Genomic DNA, 13,416 nt, shown 5'->3' with positions numbered 1-13,416 from the left:
CCACATCTGATGTGGAGGAGTTTCGCCTGTCAACGGGTGTGTCTGCGCGAAATCCGGCATCCACATAACGGGAAAATCACGGTAACCTCAACGTCGCATGGCTCTATTCGACGGGGAGGGGGCTCGTGATGGGCGTCGTCGTCACGGACGCCGAGGTCACCCTGGCCGACGTGCTCTCCCTGCGACTAGCCATCGACGAACCACTGGAAGACGGCACCGAACTCGTTCTCCGGCATCGCACCACGGGGGTGGAACGCGACGTGCTGCTCGGCAGTCCAGGCGCGCGGGCGCGCGAGGCCACGCTGGCGGTCTCGCTGGCGCCGCTGGAGCTCAGCACCGGGCGCTGGGACGCCTATCTGCGCAATGACGGCAAGCGCAGCAGGCTGCGCAGCGTGGACCCGGGCTTCTCGCTCGACCACCTCGACGCGTACGCGTTGTGCAAACGGTCCCTCGCCTACCGCTCCTACCGCACCCGCAACGGCTTCCTGGCGCTGAAGATCTCCGACGCCGAGCCGGTGGCCGAGGTGCGCTCCATCTGGTTCAGGGAGGGCCGCTTCGAGGTGATGGGCCTGCTGGCCTTCACCGGGCTCGAGGACGACGACTCCCGCCACGAGGCCGTCCTGACGCTCGACCGGCGGCAGACGAGCGCCCACCTGTCGGCCACGGCCACGGTGCAGGGGGTGCGCTTCCACGCCGCCGTCTCCCTCGTGGACGTGCTGGCCGCCGACCCCGACGGCGCGGCCAGCTCCGGCACCTGGGAGCCCGCGCTGGAGGTCGACGGGGTGCCCACGCCGCTGCGGCTGGGCGCGCGACTCGACGACGTCGACGGCAAGCGGCGCCGCCTGCACTACCCGTCGGCCAGGGTGGACGGCGTGCTCATCAAGCCCTGCTACACCGCGGACGACGAGCTGCGGATCGAGGTCGGCGGATGAAGGTCAGCCTGGTCCTCGCCTCGGCGTACGCCATGCGGGGCGACGTCCGCGCCACGCTGAACCTCGCCACCGCCCTCGCCGAGCGGCACGACGTCGAGGTGATCAGCATCAGGCGGCAGAAGGAGAAGCCGTTCTTCCCCGTCGGCCCGAAGGTGACCATGCGCAGCGTCGTCGACGCCAGGCCGGGGGTCAGGCACCTGCTGCCGCGCGGCCAGGTGCGCACCGAGGTGGCGCTGTGGCGGGTGCTGCGCAACCTCAGGTCCGACGTCCTGATCACGACCCGGCCCGGGATCGGCGTCCAGGCCGCCCGGCACGCACCGCGCGAGACCATCAGGATCGCCCGTGAGTGGGGCCGGCCGGCCGTGCCGGGTCCCGTGCAACGCTTCTACCCGCGCCTGAGCGCCGTCGTGACGGCCACGGAGTCGGCCCAGGAGGAATGGGTCAAGCTCCTCGGCGACGGGGCCGTCGTGCACAGCGTGCTGGACGCGCTCCCGAGCGGCCCGTGGCCGCGCTCGCGGATGGACAACCGGATCGTGGCCGCCGGCGGGCGGTGGGTGCCGATGAAGGCTTATGACCGGCTGATCCGGGCGTTCGCGATCGTGGCGGACAAGCGGCCGGACTGGCGGCTGCGGCTCTACGGCGGCGGCCCCGAGGAGCGCCGGCTGCGCGCGCTGGTGCGCGACCTCAACCTGCACAACCACGTCTACTTCATGGGCACCACGCCGGATCTGGCGGGCGAGTTCGCCAAGGCGTCGATCGTGGCCAACACCTCGCACAGTGAAGACCTGGGCATGACCGTGCTGGAGGCCATGGGGTGCGGGGTGCCCGTGGTGGCCTTCGAGGGGGCCAGGGGGCCCAGGGAGTTCGTGGCGACGGGCTACAACGGCGTGCTGGTGCCCGAGGCGGACAGCGACCCGCAGCTGTTCGCGGCGGCGCTGCTGGCGCTGATCGACGACGAGCGCAGGCGGCGCTCGCTCGCGGCGGGGGCGCGGGACACGGCGGTGCGCCACTCGGCCGACGAGGTGGCCGAGCAGTGGGAGAAGCTCATCGCCGATCTCCGCTAGCGGATACCTGTTACGGGTACCGTAGAACCATGCATGGGTACAGCGGGGACAAGCAGGCCTATCTGACGCGCCTGCGGCGAATCGAGGGGCAGATCAGGGGTCTGCAGCGCATGGTCGATGACGATGCCTACTGCATCGACGTGCTCACCCAGGTCTCCGCGGCGACGCGGGCGCTGCAGGCGGTGGCGCTGGGGCTGCTCGAGGAGCACATCTCGCACTGCGTGACCGACGCGATCAACACCGGCGGGCCCGAGGCCGAGGCGAAGGTGAAGGAGGCCTCGGCGGCGATCGCCCGCCTCGTGCGTTCGTAGGAGTGGCCGTCTCGTCCGTAAGTCGGAGGACCGGGCGGCGGATTGACTAGTTATGAGAAACCCCGGAAACCCACCTTCCCGACCCCTTTGGAGCCGGGAACTAGGTCCCCGGGGCTAGTAATCGTGTTGGTCCTTCAGCGGCTCGCCGAAGTCCGCAATCCGAGCGCGTCGTCGAGTTCGTCCAAGGTCAGCCGCCGCTCGCTGACAGCCACGGCCGTGAGCACCTCGGCGTAGAGCGCAATCTCGTCCAACGCGACACGGTCGTGGACCCGAGAGTCCAGGTCGTCGTGCCCCACCGCGTCGTCCTTCCTTCCGCAGCCCACACCCTCTACGAGGTTACGGCTGAGGCCCTTCCGGCGACATGGCCCATCGGAGTCATTCCTTTCCGCGCCGCTGGGCCCCCAGGAGGATCATTTCCCGAATCCGAGATCACAATTCAGCGAATTTGCTGTTATCATAAGTGTTAGAACGATATAGGCGGAGTAAGGGTGAAATAACGGTATTAGTGGTTTAGGCGTGACCGGTGTGGTGATCGTCGCGTTCATGGACGATCTTACGGACGAGTGCCGCCTGCCCCGCCAGCCCCCGCTCCGGCACCTTGGCCCCCGTCAGCCGGCCCCACGCGAGCCCCATGGCGTACGCGGCCCCGAGCACCGCCGCCCCGCTCGCCCGGTCCGGCGGCGCCACCTCCAGCACCGGGGCCGGCGCGACCGAGACCCCGCCCGTACGGACCGGGAAGCCCTCCGGCTGCGTCGACTCGGCGGCGGACGTGCCGGTGCGCCCCGCGCGCCGCAGCTCCTCGTACGCCAGCCGCAGCCGGTGGTCCAGCCGCCCCGGCAGCGTCCCCCTGGAGTCGGACAGGTCGGCCAGGAACGCGGCCGCGGCCTCCCGCGGGTCCGGCATGAAGGACAGCGCCTCCACGAGGTCGTAGAGGGCGTGGGAGAAGTGCGCCTCCGGGTCGTTCTCCACGAGCAGGGCCCGGCACAGCCGCGCCGGGCAGCGCGCCAGCCACGCCCGGCGCACCGGCTCGGCGGCGTCGTGCACGACGTCGAGCCCCGGCCGGCGCAGCACGGGCTCCACCATCGTGAGCAGGGCCAGCGCCCGCGGCCTGAAGCGGGTGTCCAGCAGCAGGATCTGGGCCGTGTCCGCCATCACGGCGGCCAGCCTGAGCGCCTCCCGCGAACGCCCGGCCCGCAGCCGCTCCACCACGAGCGTGACGAGATCGAGCAGCGGCGGCGCGGGCAGCCAGCGCACCCACTCGTCGCCGGGCAGCGGGCGGCGCAGGTATTCGCCGAACACGGTGATCAGCCGCTCGTTGCCGTCGAAGGCCGGTGCGTAAGCGCACCACATGATCGTGCCCCAGACGGCCGCCACGGTGCTCGGCACGTCGGAGGCGAAGATCTCGTCGAACGCCGTCAGCGGGTAGTCCAGCTCCGACTTGAGCCCGCCGGCGCGTACCAGCACGCGGACCTGCTCGGTGAGGCTCTCGGGCACGTCGGGGCCGACGAACGACTGGACGGAGCCCGGCTCGGCGTGGAAGTCGTAGCCGACCGGCACCACGTCGTCCGGCAGGGCCGCCGCCGGGTGCCCCACCTGGCGGGCCCGCGTGCCCCTCGGCGGCGGGGCCAGGTGCCAGCGGCCGTCGGCGGGGTCGAGCAGGTGCCAGCGGGCGTGGGCTCCGAAGATCCATCGGTCGCCGGCTGGGGTCACAAGAATTCTGGCAGCGAGCACGTGGGCGCGGTCGGGCACGGAAAGGCCCTGCCAGCGCGGGTCCGCGACCATCGCGCGGACCTCCGCCTCTGTGGCGGTGAACGCGTCCCAGGGTGGCACGGCGGTCATCGTACTGGGAGTACTCGGATCATCCATCGGCATTTCACGGCAGAATGTCCGCTATGAGGGCGAAGGTAGCAGGGATGTTGGCAGTCGTAAGCGTGCTCTCCGGTTGCGGTACGTCCACGTCGGCGCGGCCGACGCCCACCGGTCCCGGCATACTCACGCTACAGAACGCCACGCCCCCGGCGCCCGGCGGGGAGGTCGGCGCGGCCTCCACGGAGTTCGACAAGGCCGCCGACCTGACGATGTGGACCAAGCTCAGCGAGACCGAGAAGGACATCGACCGGATCGCCAAGTACGACGTGAACAAGACCGTGAAGGGCTCGATGTACCTGGAGCCCAAGACCTCGGCCTGGTTCGACGGCTTCCGGGGCCCCTTCGTGTACCAGGAGCTCGCCGGGGACATCGTCATGCACGCCCGGATCAAGGTCGAGGGCAAGAAGGGCGGCCAGCCCAAGCGGAAGTTCTCGCTCGGGGGGCTGATGGCCCGCCAGCCCAACTCGTACGCCAAGCCCAACTGGGTGTCGGTCACCACCGGCACCGGCGAGAAGAGCGGCCAGGTCGAGGTGAAGTACACCCAGGACGGCAGCTCCAAACCGCAGGAGCTGGCCGTCAAGAGCGGGTGGGTGGAGCTCTCGCTGGCCAGGGTGGGCCGGGTCTTCGTCGCGCTGTACAAGGAGGACGGCGGGAAGTGGAAGGTGGGCCGGCGCTGGCCGTCGACCCTGCCCGACGTGCTCCAGTGGGGGATCACGGCCTACACCGACTGGGACAGCTACAGCCTGCTCAAGAAGGACGCGGCCAAGGCCAACGCCACGCAGGTCAAGGGCACGCCCGACCTCGAGGTCACGGTCGACTTCGTCCGCTTCCTGAGGCCGGAGCTGCCGGAATATGCCGACCCGCTCAACAGCGCGTCGGTGTCGGACGAGGTCCTGATCAAAGCGATGACGCCTGCCGGTGCCTGAGCGCCTTGGCCATGTAGTTGTCCGGCGTGCGCGCGAAAGAGTCGCGGTCGTCGTCGGTGAGCTCACGCACGATCTTGCCCGGCACGCCCGCGACCAGCACGCCCGCGGGGATCTTCTTGCCGGGGCCCACCAGCGCTCCGGCGGCCACCAGCGTGCCCGCCCCCACGTGGGCGCCCCCCAGCACGATCGCGCCGATGCCGATCAGCGCGCCGGACTCCACGTGGGCGCCGTGGACCATCGCCTTGTGGCCCAGGCTGACGCGGTCTTCCAGGATCGCGGGCTCGCCGGGGTCGGAGTGCAGGCAGCACAGGTCCTGGACGTTGCACTCCGCGCCGATCTCGATCCGCTCGTCGTCCCCACGGAGAACGGAGCCGTACCAGATGCTGGACGCCCGGCCCACGCGTACGTTGCCGACCACGACGGCGCTGGGGGCTATGTACGCCTCAGGGTGTATGTCTGGGACTGCTCCGTTGTCCAACGCTGCTATGTACATTCGACACATCGTAATTCCAGGTCGGGGTATGGCGTTCGGGTTGCGGACGTGGGCAGATGGCAGGAAAGTCGTTTCCTGACGTCTCGTCGCCAGACCCTCACAACCCGCAGTTTTCCCCCGCCTCACGCAAACCACCCTTAGGTAACCCCCATGACACACCAGCACGAGAGCATTCCCGATCTGATGCAAGAGGACACCTTCGAAGTCGTGATGCGCGGCTACAACCGCCGCCAGGTCCACGACTACATGATCCGTACCCGTAACCAGATACGGGATCTGGAGGAGAGGCTGGCACGGGCGATCGACCAGGCGGAACAGGGCCGCATCGAGCTGGCCGAGGCCAGGCGGCGCATGGTCGAGACCCCTCAGAGCTACGAGGACCTCAGCCCCAGACTCGCGCAGATCCTCCGGCTCGGAGAGGAGGAGGCCGCGTCCAAGCGCGAGGACGCCGAGGCCGAGGCCGCCAGCGTGCGCGACGCGGCCAAGTCGGAGGCCGACCGGCTCGTCACGAGCTCCCGCGAGACCGCCGACAAGATCCTCACCTCCGCGCAGGCGGAGGCCGAGCGGCGGGTGAGCGAGGCCACGCAGGCCGCCGAGCGGATGCTGGCCCAGGCGGGCAGCGACGCGGAGGAGCAGCTCACCGCCGCCCGCACGGAGGCCGAGGAGACGCTGAGGGAGGCGCGGTCCGAGGCCGAGCAGCTGCTCTCCTCGGCCCGGTCCGAGTCGGAGCAGTCACTGCAGTCCGCCCACGCCCAGGCCGAGCAGTTGGTGCAGTCCGCCACCGCGCAGGCCGAGCAGCTGGTGCAGTCCGCGACCGCGCAGGCCGAGCAGCTCACGACGGGAGCGCGCGGGGAGGCCGACTCGATGCTGGCCGCCGCGCGGCAGCGTACCGCCGCGCTGGACGAGCAGGCGGGGCGGCGGGTCGAATACCTGTCCAACACACACACCGAGGTCGTGCGGCGGCTGACGGAGATCAGCTCGGTGCTCGGTGACCTCATGCGCAGTGAGTCGAACGCCGGGCCGCTGGTCCCCGAGGCCGCCACGCCGCCGGCGCCGCAGAACCCGCAGGACGACGTGCGGGTGATCGTCGAGGAGGACGAGCCCGAGGAGCAGCAGCAGCCCAAGGAAGAGGGCATCTCGGACGACACGGACGTGCACATCGTCCGGCTGTCGGAGGCGCAGAAGTAACCAGGCCGCCTCGCCCCTGTCCTCGCGGGGACAGGGGTCAGGGCCTGGCCGCCAGGTAGGCCGCACCCCGTGGTGAGACGCGGTAACCGGTCTCCAGGCTGATCGTCAGACCGAGCTCCTTCAGCCTACGGACGTTGAGCTTGAACCGGGCAACCTCCTGGCCCACCTCCGGCGCCAGGTCCCCGGCCCGCACCCCGGGCCGTGCGGCGATGAGCCGCAGCGTGGGGAGCGCCCAGGGGCCCATCCGGTCCAGCCGCGCGGTGAGTGCCGCCACCTCCTCCTGGGCCAGTGTGGAGCTCGCGGCCAGCACGTCGCGCGGGTCGGGCTCGTGTACCAGGCGCAGCGCCAGGCGGTGGATGGGGTCGGAGCCCCGCGCCGCGAGGTCCGCGAGGAGGGCGGCGCGGTCCGGATAACCCGCCGCCCTGGCCTCCTCCTCCGTCACGTCCTCGGCGGAGGTCACCGCCACCGAGGTGACCTCCGCCATCAGCCCGTGACCCATGCGGTAGCGCCCGCCGGCCGTGACCTGGGGACGTTTCCATCGCCTGAAGGCCAGGGTGATCGAACCATCCTGGATGCCCTCGCGCAGGCGCCGCTCGAACAGCATGCCGACGACTCTACGGGGGTGGGGAGCGGAAGCCCCCGCCCCCGATAGGGTCGGAGGCTTCCGCGTTCGTGGCCCCTCCTGATTGGGGGCCCGGTACCGGGGCCGCCGAGACGCTGGACCCGGCACCGGGCTGCTTGTGTACGCCGGTCGCGGAACGCTCCACGACCTGCGTCAAGGAGGTGCGGGGCCGGCCCGCCACGTGGTCTGCTCGCCGGCCCGCCTCTCCTGGTCCCGGAGCTGGTCGCGCAGGCCGTCCGGGTCGTCCGCGTCGATGGTCATCGCACATCCGGCATCGCGCTGCGCCGCGCTGAGCGGATGGTGTCTCGTGGCCCACCAGCGGCCCGCATCGCTCCGCCAGATGGTCCACTGGGGGTATTCCCGGGCGATTTCGGCAAGGTGCCGATCAAAGGACATCGCTGTCCACCTTTCCCGGGCCCCCAGGCGAGGTTTCCATCTCCTTAGAAGATGCGGCACCTCTCTAGAGAATTCAATGATCGTGATGGACAGGTCAACCTATCGCTTGACAGATCGGTTTGAATCACGCGTCGAAGTCGTACTGGAGTACGTACGCCGCCGAGTCCAGCACCATCTCGTTGAGCTCGATCGGCAACCCGCCCGACGTGTACGCCGTCCGCGAGATAACGATGACGGGGGTGCCGCCCGGCAGGTCGAGCAGCCCGCTCTCGCGCGGCCCCGGCATCCGGGCCCGAACCTCCTCGGTGAAGTGGGCGGGTGGGACGCCCAGGTCGCTCAGCCTGGCATAGACGCCGCCCGGGCCGGTGTCCGCGAGGGTGATCGCGCTGCCCTCGACCAGATGGGCGGGGAAGTAGGACGTGGCCAGTTGCACGGGTCTGGTGTCCACCGAGTAGCGGCGCCGCCGTACCCATACCTCGCCGCTCTCCAGGACGCCCGCCACCTCCTCCGTGGCTCGCTCCAACGCCACCTCCACCCGGTCCACGGTGAAAGGCCGGCCACGCGTGTCCGCGTCCCAGATGGCCCGCCCCTGACCCCACTGCTCTCGTGACAGACGGCGCGAGCCGTGCCTGCGTATGGGTTTGAACAGCCGCACGTAAACCCCCGAACCTCGTCTGGGCACCGCCAGCCCTTCGTTGATCAGTACGGCAAGCGCCTGCCTGGCGGTGGCTCGTGCGATTGCGTAGTCGGCCATGAGCGCGTTCTCGCCCGGTAGTCGGTCCCCGTCGCGCAGTTCGCCGGACAGAATCCGGGCGCGGAGACCGTCGGCGATGCGTCGATAGATAGGGGGCTCGTGGGGTACCGGGGATTCAGACAACTTTGATCACCCTCTGTCACCAACCAGGTTGTGGCGTCTCCAGAGAACTTGCCCCGTCTTGTCCACGATCGCACAGAAGCAAGCGATGGTCGCGGGCTGATTTTGAGCGGATCGTGCCCGTGTGGTGAATTCCGCGATGTTTTAGCGGACCGTTACCGTGGAACGGTCCCGGCCGGTATTCGATCGGCCCACCAGCGGCGAGTAACCAAAGCGAAGATCACCGCGCCGGCCGTGTTGAGGATGACGTCGTCCACGGACGAGAAACGACCCAGGCGCAGCACATACTGGAGCACCTCGACCAGGACCGAAAATGCCGCCGCGATGGCCGCAACGCGGGCGATCGAGGACATGGCTCGGCTGCGTACCGGAAGCAGCGCGCCCAGCGCCGCGAAGACCAGCAGATTGCCTCCGACCTGCACCGACACCGCCTCCCACGACGCCTCGGCCAGGTCCGCGAGGTCGGCGAACGGGACCAGGCCGACCCCTGCCCGGCCGTCCGACGGCGTGAGGATCATCCATATCCATGGAGCGGTCCCGACCGCGATGCCGACGTCGGCGATCGAGGTGCGCAGGGGCGCCGGACGGAGGGCGCGGGCGCGGCGGCGGGAGAGGAGCAAGATTGCTAGCAAGCCCAGGGGGAGCGCAAACGTACCAGCAATAATGACGTTTCCCCACAATTCCCACGTCCGCGCCATCCGACCATGATGGCGATTGATCTAGGGGTACCGGAAGATGTCTATCTGGACAGGTCTCATCGGGCGGGAAGATGCTCCTCAAGGAAGGCCAGCGCCACCCGCCAGGCACGCTCCGCAGCCTCCGGGTGGTGGAACATCGGCGCCTCGCTGTTGTGGAAGGCGTGCCCGGCCTCTTCCTCGACGTGCATGACCACGTTCGGCCTGGACTCGGCGGCCTTCTCGACGACCGCCACCCGCTCGCGCGGGATGTAGGGGTCGCTGCCGCCGAACACCAGCAGGAGCGGCGCCTCGATGCGCTCCATCAGGCCGGTCGCGTCGGGGACGGCCGAGCCGTAGAAGGACAGGACCGCGGCCATCTCGACCTGGGTGGCCAGCATGTAGCCGATCGAGCCGCCCAGGCAGAAGCCGAGCGCGCCGACGCCCCCGCTCACCTCGGGCCGCGCGTCCAGATGGGCGACCGTGAGGGCGCAGTCGGCCACGCCCTGCGCGAAATCGAAGCCCTCGCTCAGCTCGATCGCGGCCTGCGTGCCCTCGGGCGTGTGCTCGCCCCGCCAGTTCGGTCGCAGGCGCCAGAACAGGTCCGGCGCGGCCACCACGTAACCGCGGGAGGCCAGGTCGAGGGCGACCTTCTCGATGTACGGGCCCACTCCGTAGATCTCCTGCACCAGGAGGAGCCCGGGGCCGGTGCCGGAGTCGGGAAGCCACACGCGGACGTCGAAGGAGCCGTCGTGGGCGGCGATTCGATCTGTACGGGTCTGCATGTCCACCAGCATCGCGCATGGCGCGCGCCGCGTTCCGGCGAGACGATGCGATCGGGGGTTCCGTGTCCCGGAACACCCTGTTGTCCAGGGAGCGCACGGCGATCTATACCGGGGAGTGAGGGAGAGATGAGGAGACTGTTGTGCTGACCCATTTCATCGGTGGCCAGCCGGTTGCCGCGGGCAAGGCGTTTCCCGTCCACGACCCTGTGACGGGCGCGGTGGTCAGACAGGTCCACGAGGCCGATCCCGAGGTGGCCGACCGGGCGGTGCGCGCGGCCAGGGAGGCGGCGCGCGACTGGGCGGGGATGCCCGTCGGCGAGCGCGCCGGGTGGATGCGGCGCCTGGCCGAGGGCATCGAGGCCCGGTTCGACGACCTGGTGGCGGCGGAGATCGCCGACACGGGCAAGCCGCTCGACCAGACGCGCACGCTCGACATCCCGCGCGGCATCGCGAACTTCCGCGCCTTTGCCGAGATCGCCGCCCAGCGCCCCGACGACGCCTTCCACCTGTCTGGGACGCTCAGCTACACCGTACGCAGGCCGCACGGCGTGGTCGCGGTGATCGTCCCGTGGAACCTGCCGTTCCTGCTCATGACCTGGAAGCTCGCGCCCGCCCTCGTCGCGGGCAACACCGTGGTGGTCAAGCCGTCGGAGCAGACGCCCGGCTCGGCCGCCGTGTTCGCCGAGATCTGCTCCGAGACGGGGCTTCCGCCCGGCGTGGTCAACATCATCTTCGGGCACGGGCCGGCCGGCCAACTGCTCGTCGAGCACCCGGGCGTGGACGCCGTGACGTTCACCGGGTCCACCGCGACCGGCACGGCGATCATGAAGACGGCGGCCGACCGGGTCAAGCCGATCTCGTTCGAGCTGGGCGGCAAGAACGCCGGGCTGGTCTTCGAGGACTGCGACCTCGACCGGGCGGTCGAGGGCACCATGAAGTCGGTCTTCACCAACGGCGGCCAGGTCTGCCTGTGCACCGAGCGGATGTACGTCCACCGCTCGATCTTCGAGGACTTCTGCGCCCGGCTGGCCGTTCGCGCCCAGGAGGTGGAGCCCCAGCCGATGATCTCGTCGGAGCATCGCGACAAGGTGCTCTCCTACTATGCCTTGGCCCGCTCGGAGGGAGCCAAGGTGCTCACAGGGGGCAGCGTCCCTGTATTCGGCGATCACCGCGATTCCGGGTATTTCGTGGAACCGACGGTGGTGACAGGCTTGTCGGAGTGGTCCAGGTTCAACAGGGAGGAGATCTTCGGTCCCGTGTGCCACGTCGCCCCCTTCGACAGCGAGGCCGAGGCGATCGACCTGGCCAACGGCAGCGACTACGGCCTGGCCGCCACGCTGTGGACCACCAACCTCGACCGCGCGCACCGCGTGGCCCAGCGCCTGGAGGCCGGGCTCGTCTGGGTCAACACCTGGTATCTGCGCGACCTGCGGACCCCGTTCGGCGGGGTGAAGCTCTCGGGCATCGGCCGGGAGGGCGGCACCCGGTCACTCGACTTCTACTCCGAACCCACCACGATCACCATCAAACTGGAGCAGCCCGATGCATGACGAATGGTCCCAGGCAGTGGACGCGCGCGCCCAGGCCGCCGACCGGCTGGCGGAGGCGGCGCGCTCGGGCAAGCCCTGCGCACCGATCAGGGACCTGGTCAGCACGGCGGCCGACGGGTACGCCGTACAGGAGATCAACACGAGGCGGGCGCTCGGCGCGGGCCGGCGGCTGGTCGGCAGGAAGATCGGCCTCACGAACCCGGTGGTGCAGCAGCAGCTCGGCGTCGACCAGCCGGACTTCGGCATGCTCTTCGCGGACATGTGCCACGGCGACGGGCTGCCGATCCCGGTGGAGCGGTTCCTGCAGCCGCGGGCCGAGGCGGAGGTCGCGCTGGTGCTCGGCAGGGACCTGGAGGGCGGGCCGTTCACGGTGGCCGACGTGATCAGGGCGGTGGAGTTCGCGCTGCCCGCCATCGAGATCGCCGACTCCCGGATCGCCGGCTGGGACATCACGGCGGCCGACACGATCGCGGACAACGCCTCGGGCGGCGCGTTCGTGCTGGGCTGCACGCCCGTGCCGCTGGCGGGGCTCGATCTGCGGGCGGCCGGGATGACGATGAGCCGCGGCGGGCAGGAGGTCTCGACCGGCGCCGGCGAGAGGTGCCAGGGCAACCCGCTCAACGCCGCCGTCTGGCTGGCCTCCCGGCTCGGTCGCACCGACTTCGCGCTGCGGGCCGGGGACGTGGTGCTGACCGGCGCGCTGGGGCCGGTGGTGCCCGTGGGTCCCGAGGACGTGTTCGAGGCGCGGATCGAGGGACTCGGCTCCGTGCGGGCGGTGTTCGGGAAGTGAGGCCCAAGGCCATCCGGGTGCCGGGCAAGGCCACCCCCCGAGGGCGGTTTCCACACGTCAAGCGGGCCGGCGACTTCCTGTACGTCTCAGGCACCAGCTGCCGGCGGCCCGACGACACGTTCGTGGGCGTGGAGGTGGACAAGTACGGGGCGACGAACCTGGACATCCGCGCCCAGACCAGAGCGGTCATCGAGAACATCGGCGACATCCTCAAGGCGGCGGGCGGCTCGCTCGCCGACCTGGTGCAGATCACCACCTACCTGGTGAACATGAACGACTTCAGGGGATACAACGAGGTCTACGCCGAGTTCTTCGACGAGGAGGGGCCGACCAGGACCACGGTCGCGGTGCACCAGCTGCCGCACCCCCATCTCCTCATCGAGATGCAAGCCGTCGCCTACCATCCGCAGGAGCGATCATGATTGCGCCCATTGACTTCACCAGGTGGATCGACGAGCACGCCCACCTGCTCAAGCCGCCGGTCGGCAACAAGGTGGTCTTCGAGAAGGCGAACGACTTCATCGTGATGGTGGTCGGCGGGCCGAACTCCAGGACCGACTTCCACGTGGACCCGTACGAGGAGCTGTTCTACCAGGTGCGCGGCAACATGCACGTCAACGTCGTCACCGAGGACGGCCCCGGGACCGTGCACATCCGCGAGGGCCAGATGTGGCTGCTGCCGCCGCGCGTGCCGCACTCCCCGCAGCGGCCCGAGGCCGGGTCGGTGGGGCTGGTGGTGGAGCGGATCCGGCCGGAGGGCGAGCTGGAGAAGTTCCAGTGGTACTGCATGGAGTGCGGGGCCCTCGTGCACGAGGTCGAGTTGCAGGTGCGCGACATCGTCAAGGACCTGCCGCCGGTCTTCGAGGCGTTCTACGGCGACGAGAAGGCCCGCACCTGCGGTCAATGCGGCGCGCTGCACCCTGGCAAGGGCTAGATGGTCCT

At 69.9% G+C, this 13,416-nt stretch carries 16 protein-coding genes; 9 read left to right on the top strand and 7 right to left on the bottom strand.

Annotation, left to right across the window (positions count from 1 at the left end):
- Positions 1-128: 128 nt before the first annotated feature.
- From AB0J69_RS08350 to AB0J69_RS08340, 3 genes are read left to right on the top strand one after another with little or no spacing between them, the layout of a single operon-like run.
- The gene (locus AB0J69_RS08350; protein ID WP_364114263.1) at positions 129-932 is read left to right on the top strand and encodes a hypothetical protein; all 804 of its coding nucleotides are present in this window, start codon (positions 129-131) and stop codon (positions 930-932) included.
- Entirely contained in the window at positions 929-1,996 is a 1,068-nt protein-coding gene (locus AB0J69_RS08345; protein ID WP_364114261.1) for a glycosyltransferase, read from the top strand. Before AB0J69_RS08350 ends, AB0J69_RS08345 begins: the two co-directional genes overlap by 4 nt.
- A gap of 29 nt (positions 1,997-2,025) precedes the next feature.
- Positions 2,026-2,307: a metal-sensitive transcriptional regulator gene (locus AB0J69_RS08340; RefSeq protein ID WP_364114259.1), complete on the top strand. Its 282-nt coding sequence runs from the start codon at positions 2,026-2,028 to the stop codon at positions 2,305-2,307.
- Positions 2,308-2,441: 134 nt separating this feature from the next.
- Here AB0J69_RS08340 and AB0J69_RS08335 read toward each other — a convergent pair whose 3' ends face one another.
- Together AB0J69_RS08335 and AB0J69_RS08330 are read right to left on the bottom strand one after the other, a co-directional pair.
- Positions 2,442-2,603, bottom strand: a complete 162-nt coding sequence (locus tag AB0J69_RS08335) for a hypothetical protein (RefSeq protein WP_020540796.1) — start codon at positions 2,601-2,603, stop codon at positions 2,442-2,444.
- 214 nt (positions 2,604-2,817) lie between these two features.
- Complete coding sequence (locus AB0J69_RS08330; protein WP_364114257.1) at positions 2,818-4,146, bottom strand: hypothetical protein; 1,329 nt, start codon at positions 4,144-4,146, stop codon at positions 2,818-2,820.
- Positions 4,147-4,220: 74 nt separating this feature from the next.
- Here AB0J69_RS08330 and AB0J69_RS08325 point away from each other — a divergent pair, with 74 nt between their 5' ends.
- Positions 4,221-5,102, top strand: a complete 882-nt coding sequence (locus tag AB0J69_RS08325; protein WP_364114255.1) for a hypothetical protein — start codon at positions 4,221-4,223, stop codon at positions 5,100-5,102.
- Here AB0J69_RS08325 and AB0J69_RS08320 read toward each other — a convergent pair.
- Positions 5,074-5,595 (bottom strand): gamma carbonic anhydrase family protein, encoded by a 522-nt coding sequence (locus AB0J69_RS08320; protein ID WP_364114253.1) that lies wholly within the window; start codon positions 5,593-5,595, stop codon positions 5,074-5,076. The genes AB0J69_RS08325 and AB0J69_RS08320 overlap by 29 nt on opposite strands.
- Positions 5,596-5,745: 150 nt before the next feature.
- Between AB0J69_RS08320 and AB0J69_RS08315 the strand changes: the two genes are divergently transcribed.
- Positions 5,746-6,783, top strand: coding sequence for a hypothetical protein (locus AB0J69_RS08315; protein ID WP_364114251.1), 1,038 nt, complete (start codon positions 5,746-5,748; stop codon positions 6,781-6,783).
- Between the two features lie 37 nt (positions 6,784-6,820).
- On the opposite strand, the gene AB0J69_RS08310 is transcribed toward AB0J69_RS08315, so the two are convergent.
- From AB0J69_RS08310 to AB0J69_RS08295, 4 genes are all read right to left on the bottom strand, one after another.
- Positions 6,821-7,387, bottom strand: coding sequence for a hypothetical protein (locus tag AB0J69_RS08310; protein ID WP_364114249.1), 567 nt, complete (start codon positions 7,385-7,387; stop codon positions 6,821-6,823).
- A gap of 538 nt (positions 7,388-7,925) precedes the next feature.
- Positions 7,926-8,678: a GntR family transcriptional regulator gene (locus tag AB0J69_RS08305; protein WP_364114247.1), complete on the bottom strand. Its 753-nt coding sequence runs from the start codon at positions 8,676-8,678 to the stop codon at positions 7,926-7,928.
- 152 nt (positions 8,679-8,830) lie between these two features.
- Positions 8,831-9,373 (bottom strand): VanZ family protein, encoded by a 543-nt coding sequence (locus AB0J69_RS08300; RefSeq protein ID WP_364114245.1) that lies wholly within the window; start codon positions 9,371-9,373, stop codon positions 8,831-8,833.
- 56 nt (positions 9,374-9,429) lie between these two features.
- Entirely contained in the window at positions 9,430-10,134 is a 705-nt protein-coding gene (locus AB0J69_RS08295) for a dienelactone hydrolase family protein (RefSeq protein WP_364114243.1), read from the bottom strand.
- Positions 10,135-10,274: 140 nt separating this feature from the next.
- Between AB0J69_RS08295 and AB0J69_RS08290 the strand changes: the two genes are divergently transcribed.
- Genes AB0J69_RS08290 through AB0J69_RS08275 form a run of 4 tightly spaced genes read left to right on the top strand, consistent with a single transcriptional unit; the run spans position 10,275 to position 13,408 of the window.
- Positions 10,275-11,684: an aldehyde dehydrogenase family protein gene (locus AB0J69_RS08290; RefSeq protein ID WP_364114241.1), complete on the top strand. Its 1,410-nt coding sequence runs from the start codon at positions 10,275-10,277 to the stop codon at positions 11,682-11,684.
- On the top strand, positions 11,677-12,474 hold the full coding sequence (locus AB0J69_RS08285; protein WP_364114239.1) for a fumarylacetoacetate hydrolase family protein: 798 nt from the start codon (positions 11,677-11,679) through the stop codon (positions 12,472-12,474). Before AB0J69_RS08290 ends, AB0J69_RS08285 begins: the two co-directional genes overlap by 8 nt.
- Positions 12,471-12,896, top strand: coding sequence for a RidA family protein (locus tag AB0J69_RS08280; protein ID WP_364114237.1), 426 nt, complete (start codon positions 12,471-12,473; stop codon positions 12,894-12,896). The genes AB0J69_RS08285 and AB0J69_RS08280 overlap by 4 nt, the downstream gene beginning before the upstream one ends.
- Positions 12,893-13,408, top strand: coding sequence for a 3-hydroxyanthranilate 3,4-dioxygenase (locus AB0J69_RS08275; RefSeq protein ID WP_364114235.1), 516 nt, complete (start codon positions 12,893-12,895; stop codon positions 13,406-13,408). Before AB0J69_RS08280 ends, AB0J69_RS08275 begins: the two co-directional genes overlap by 4 nt.
- Positions 13,409-13,416 lie beyond the last annotated feature (8 nt).

The organism is Nonomuraea sp. NPDC049709, assembly GCF_040674815.1.
Lineage (GTDB): Bacteria > Actinomycetota > Actinomycetes > Streptosporangiales > Streptosporangiaceae > Nonomuraea.
Note: the sequence above shows the minus strand (reverse complement) of the source record. Positions and strands in the feature narration are given on the sequence as shown.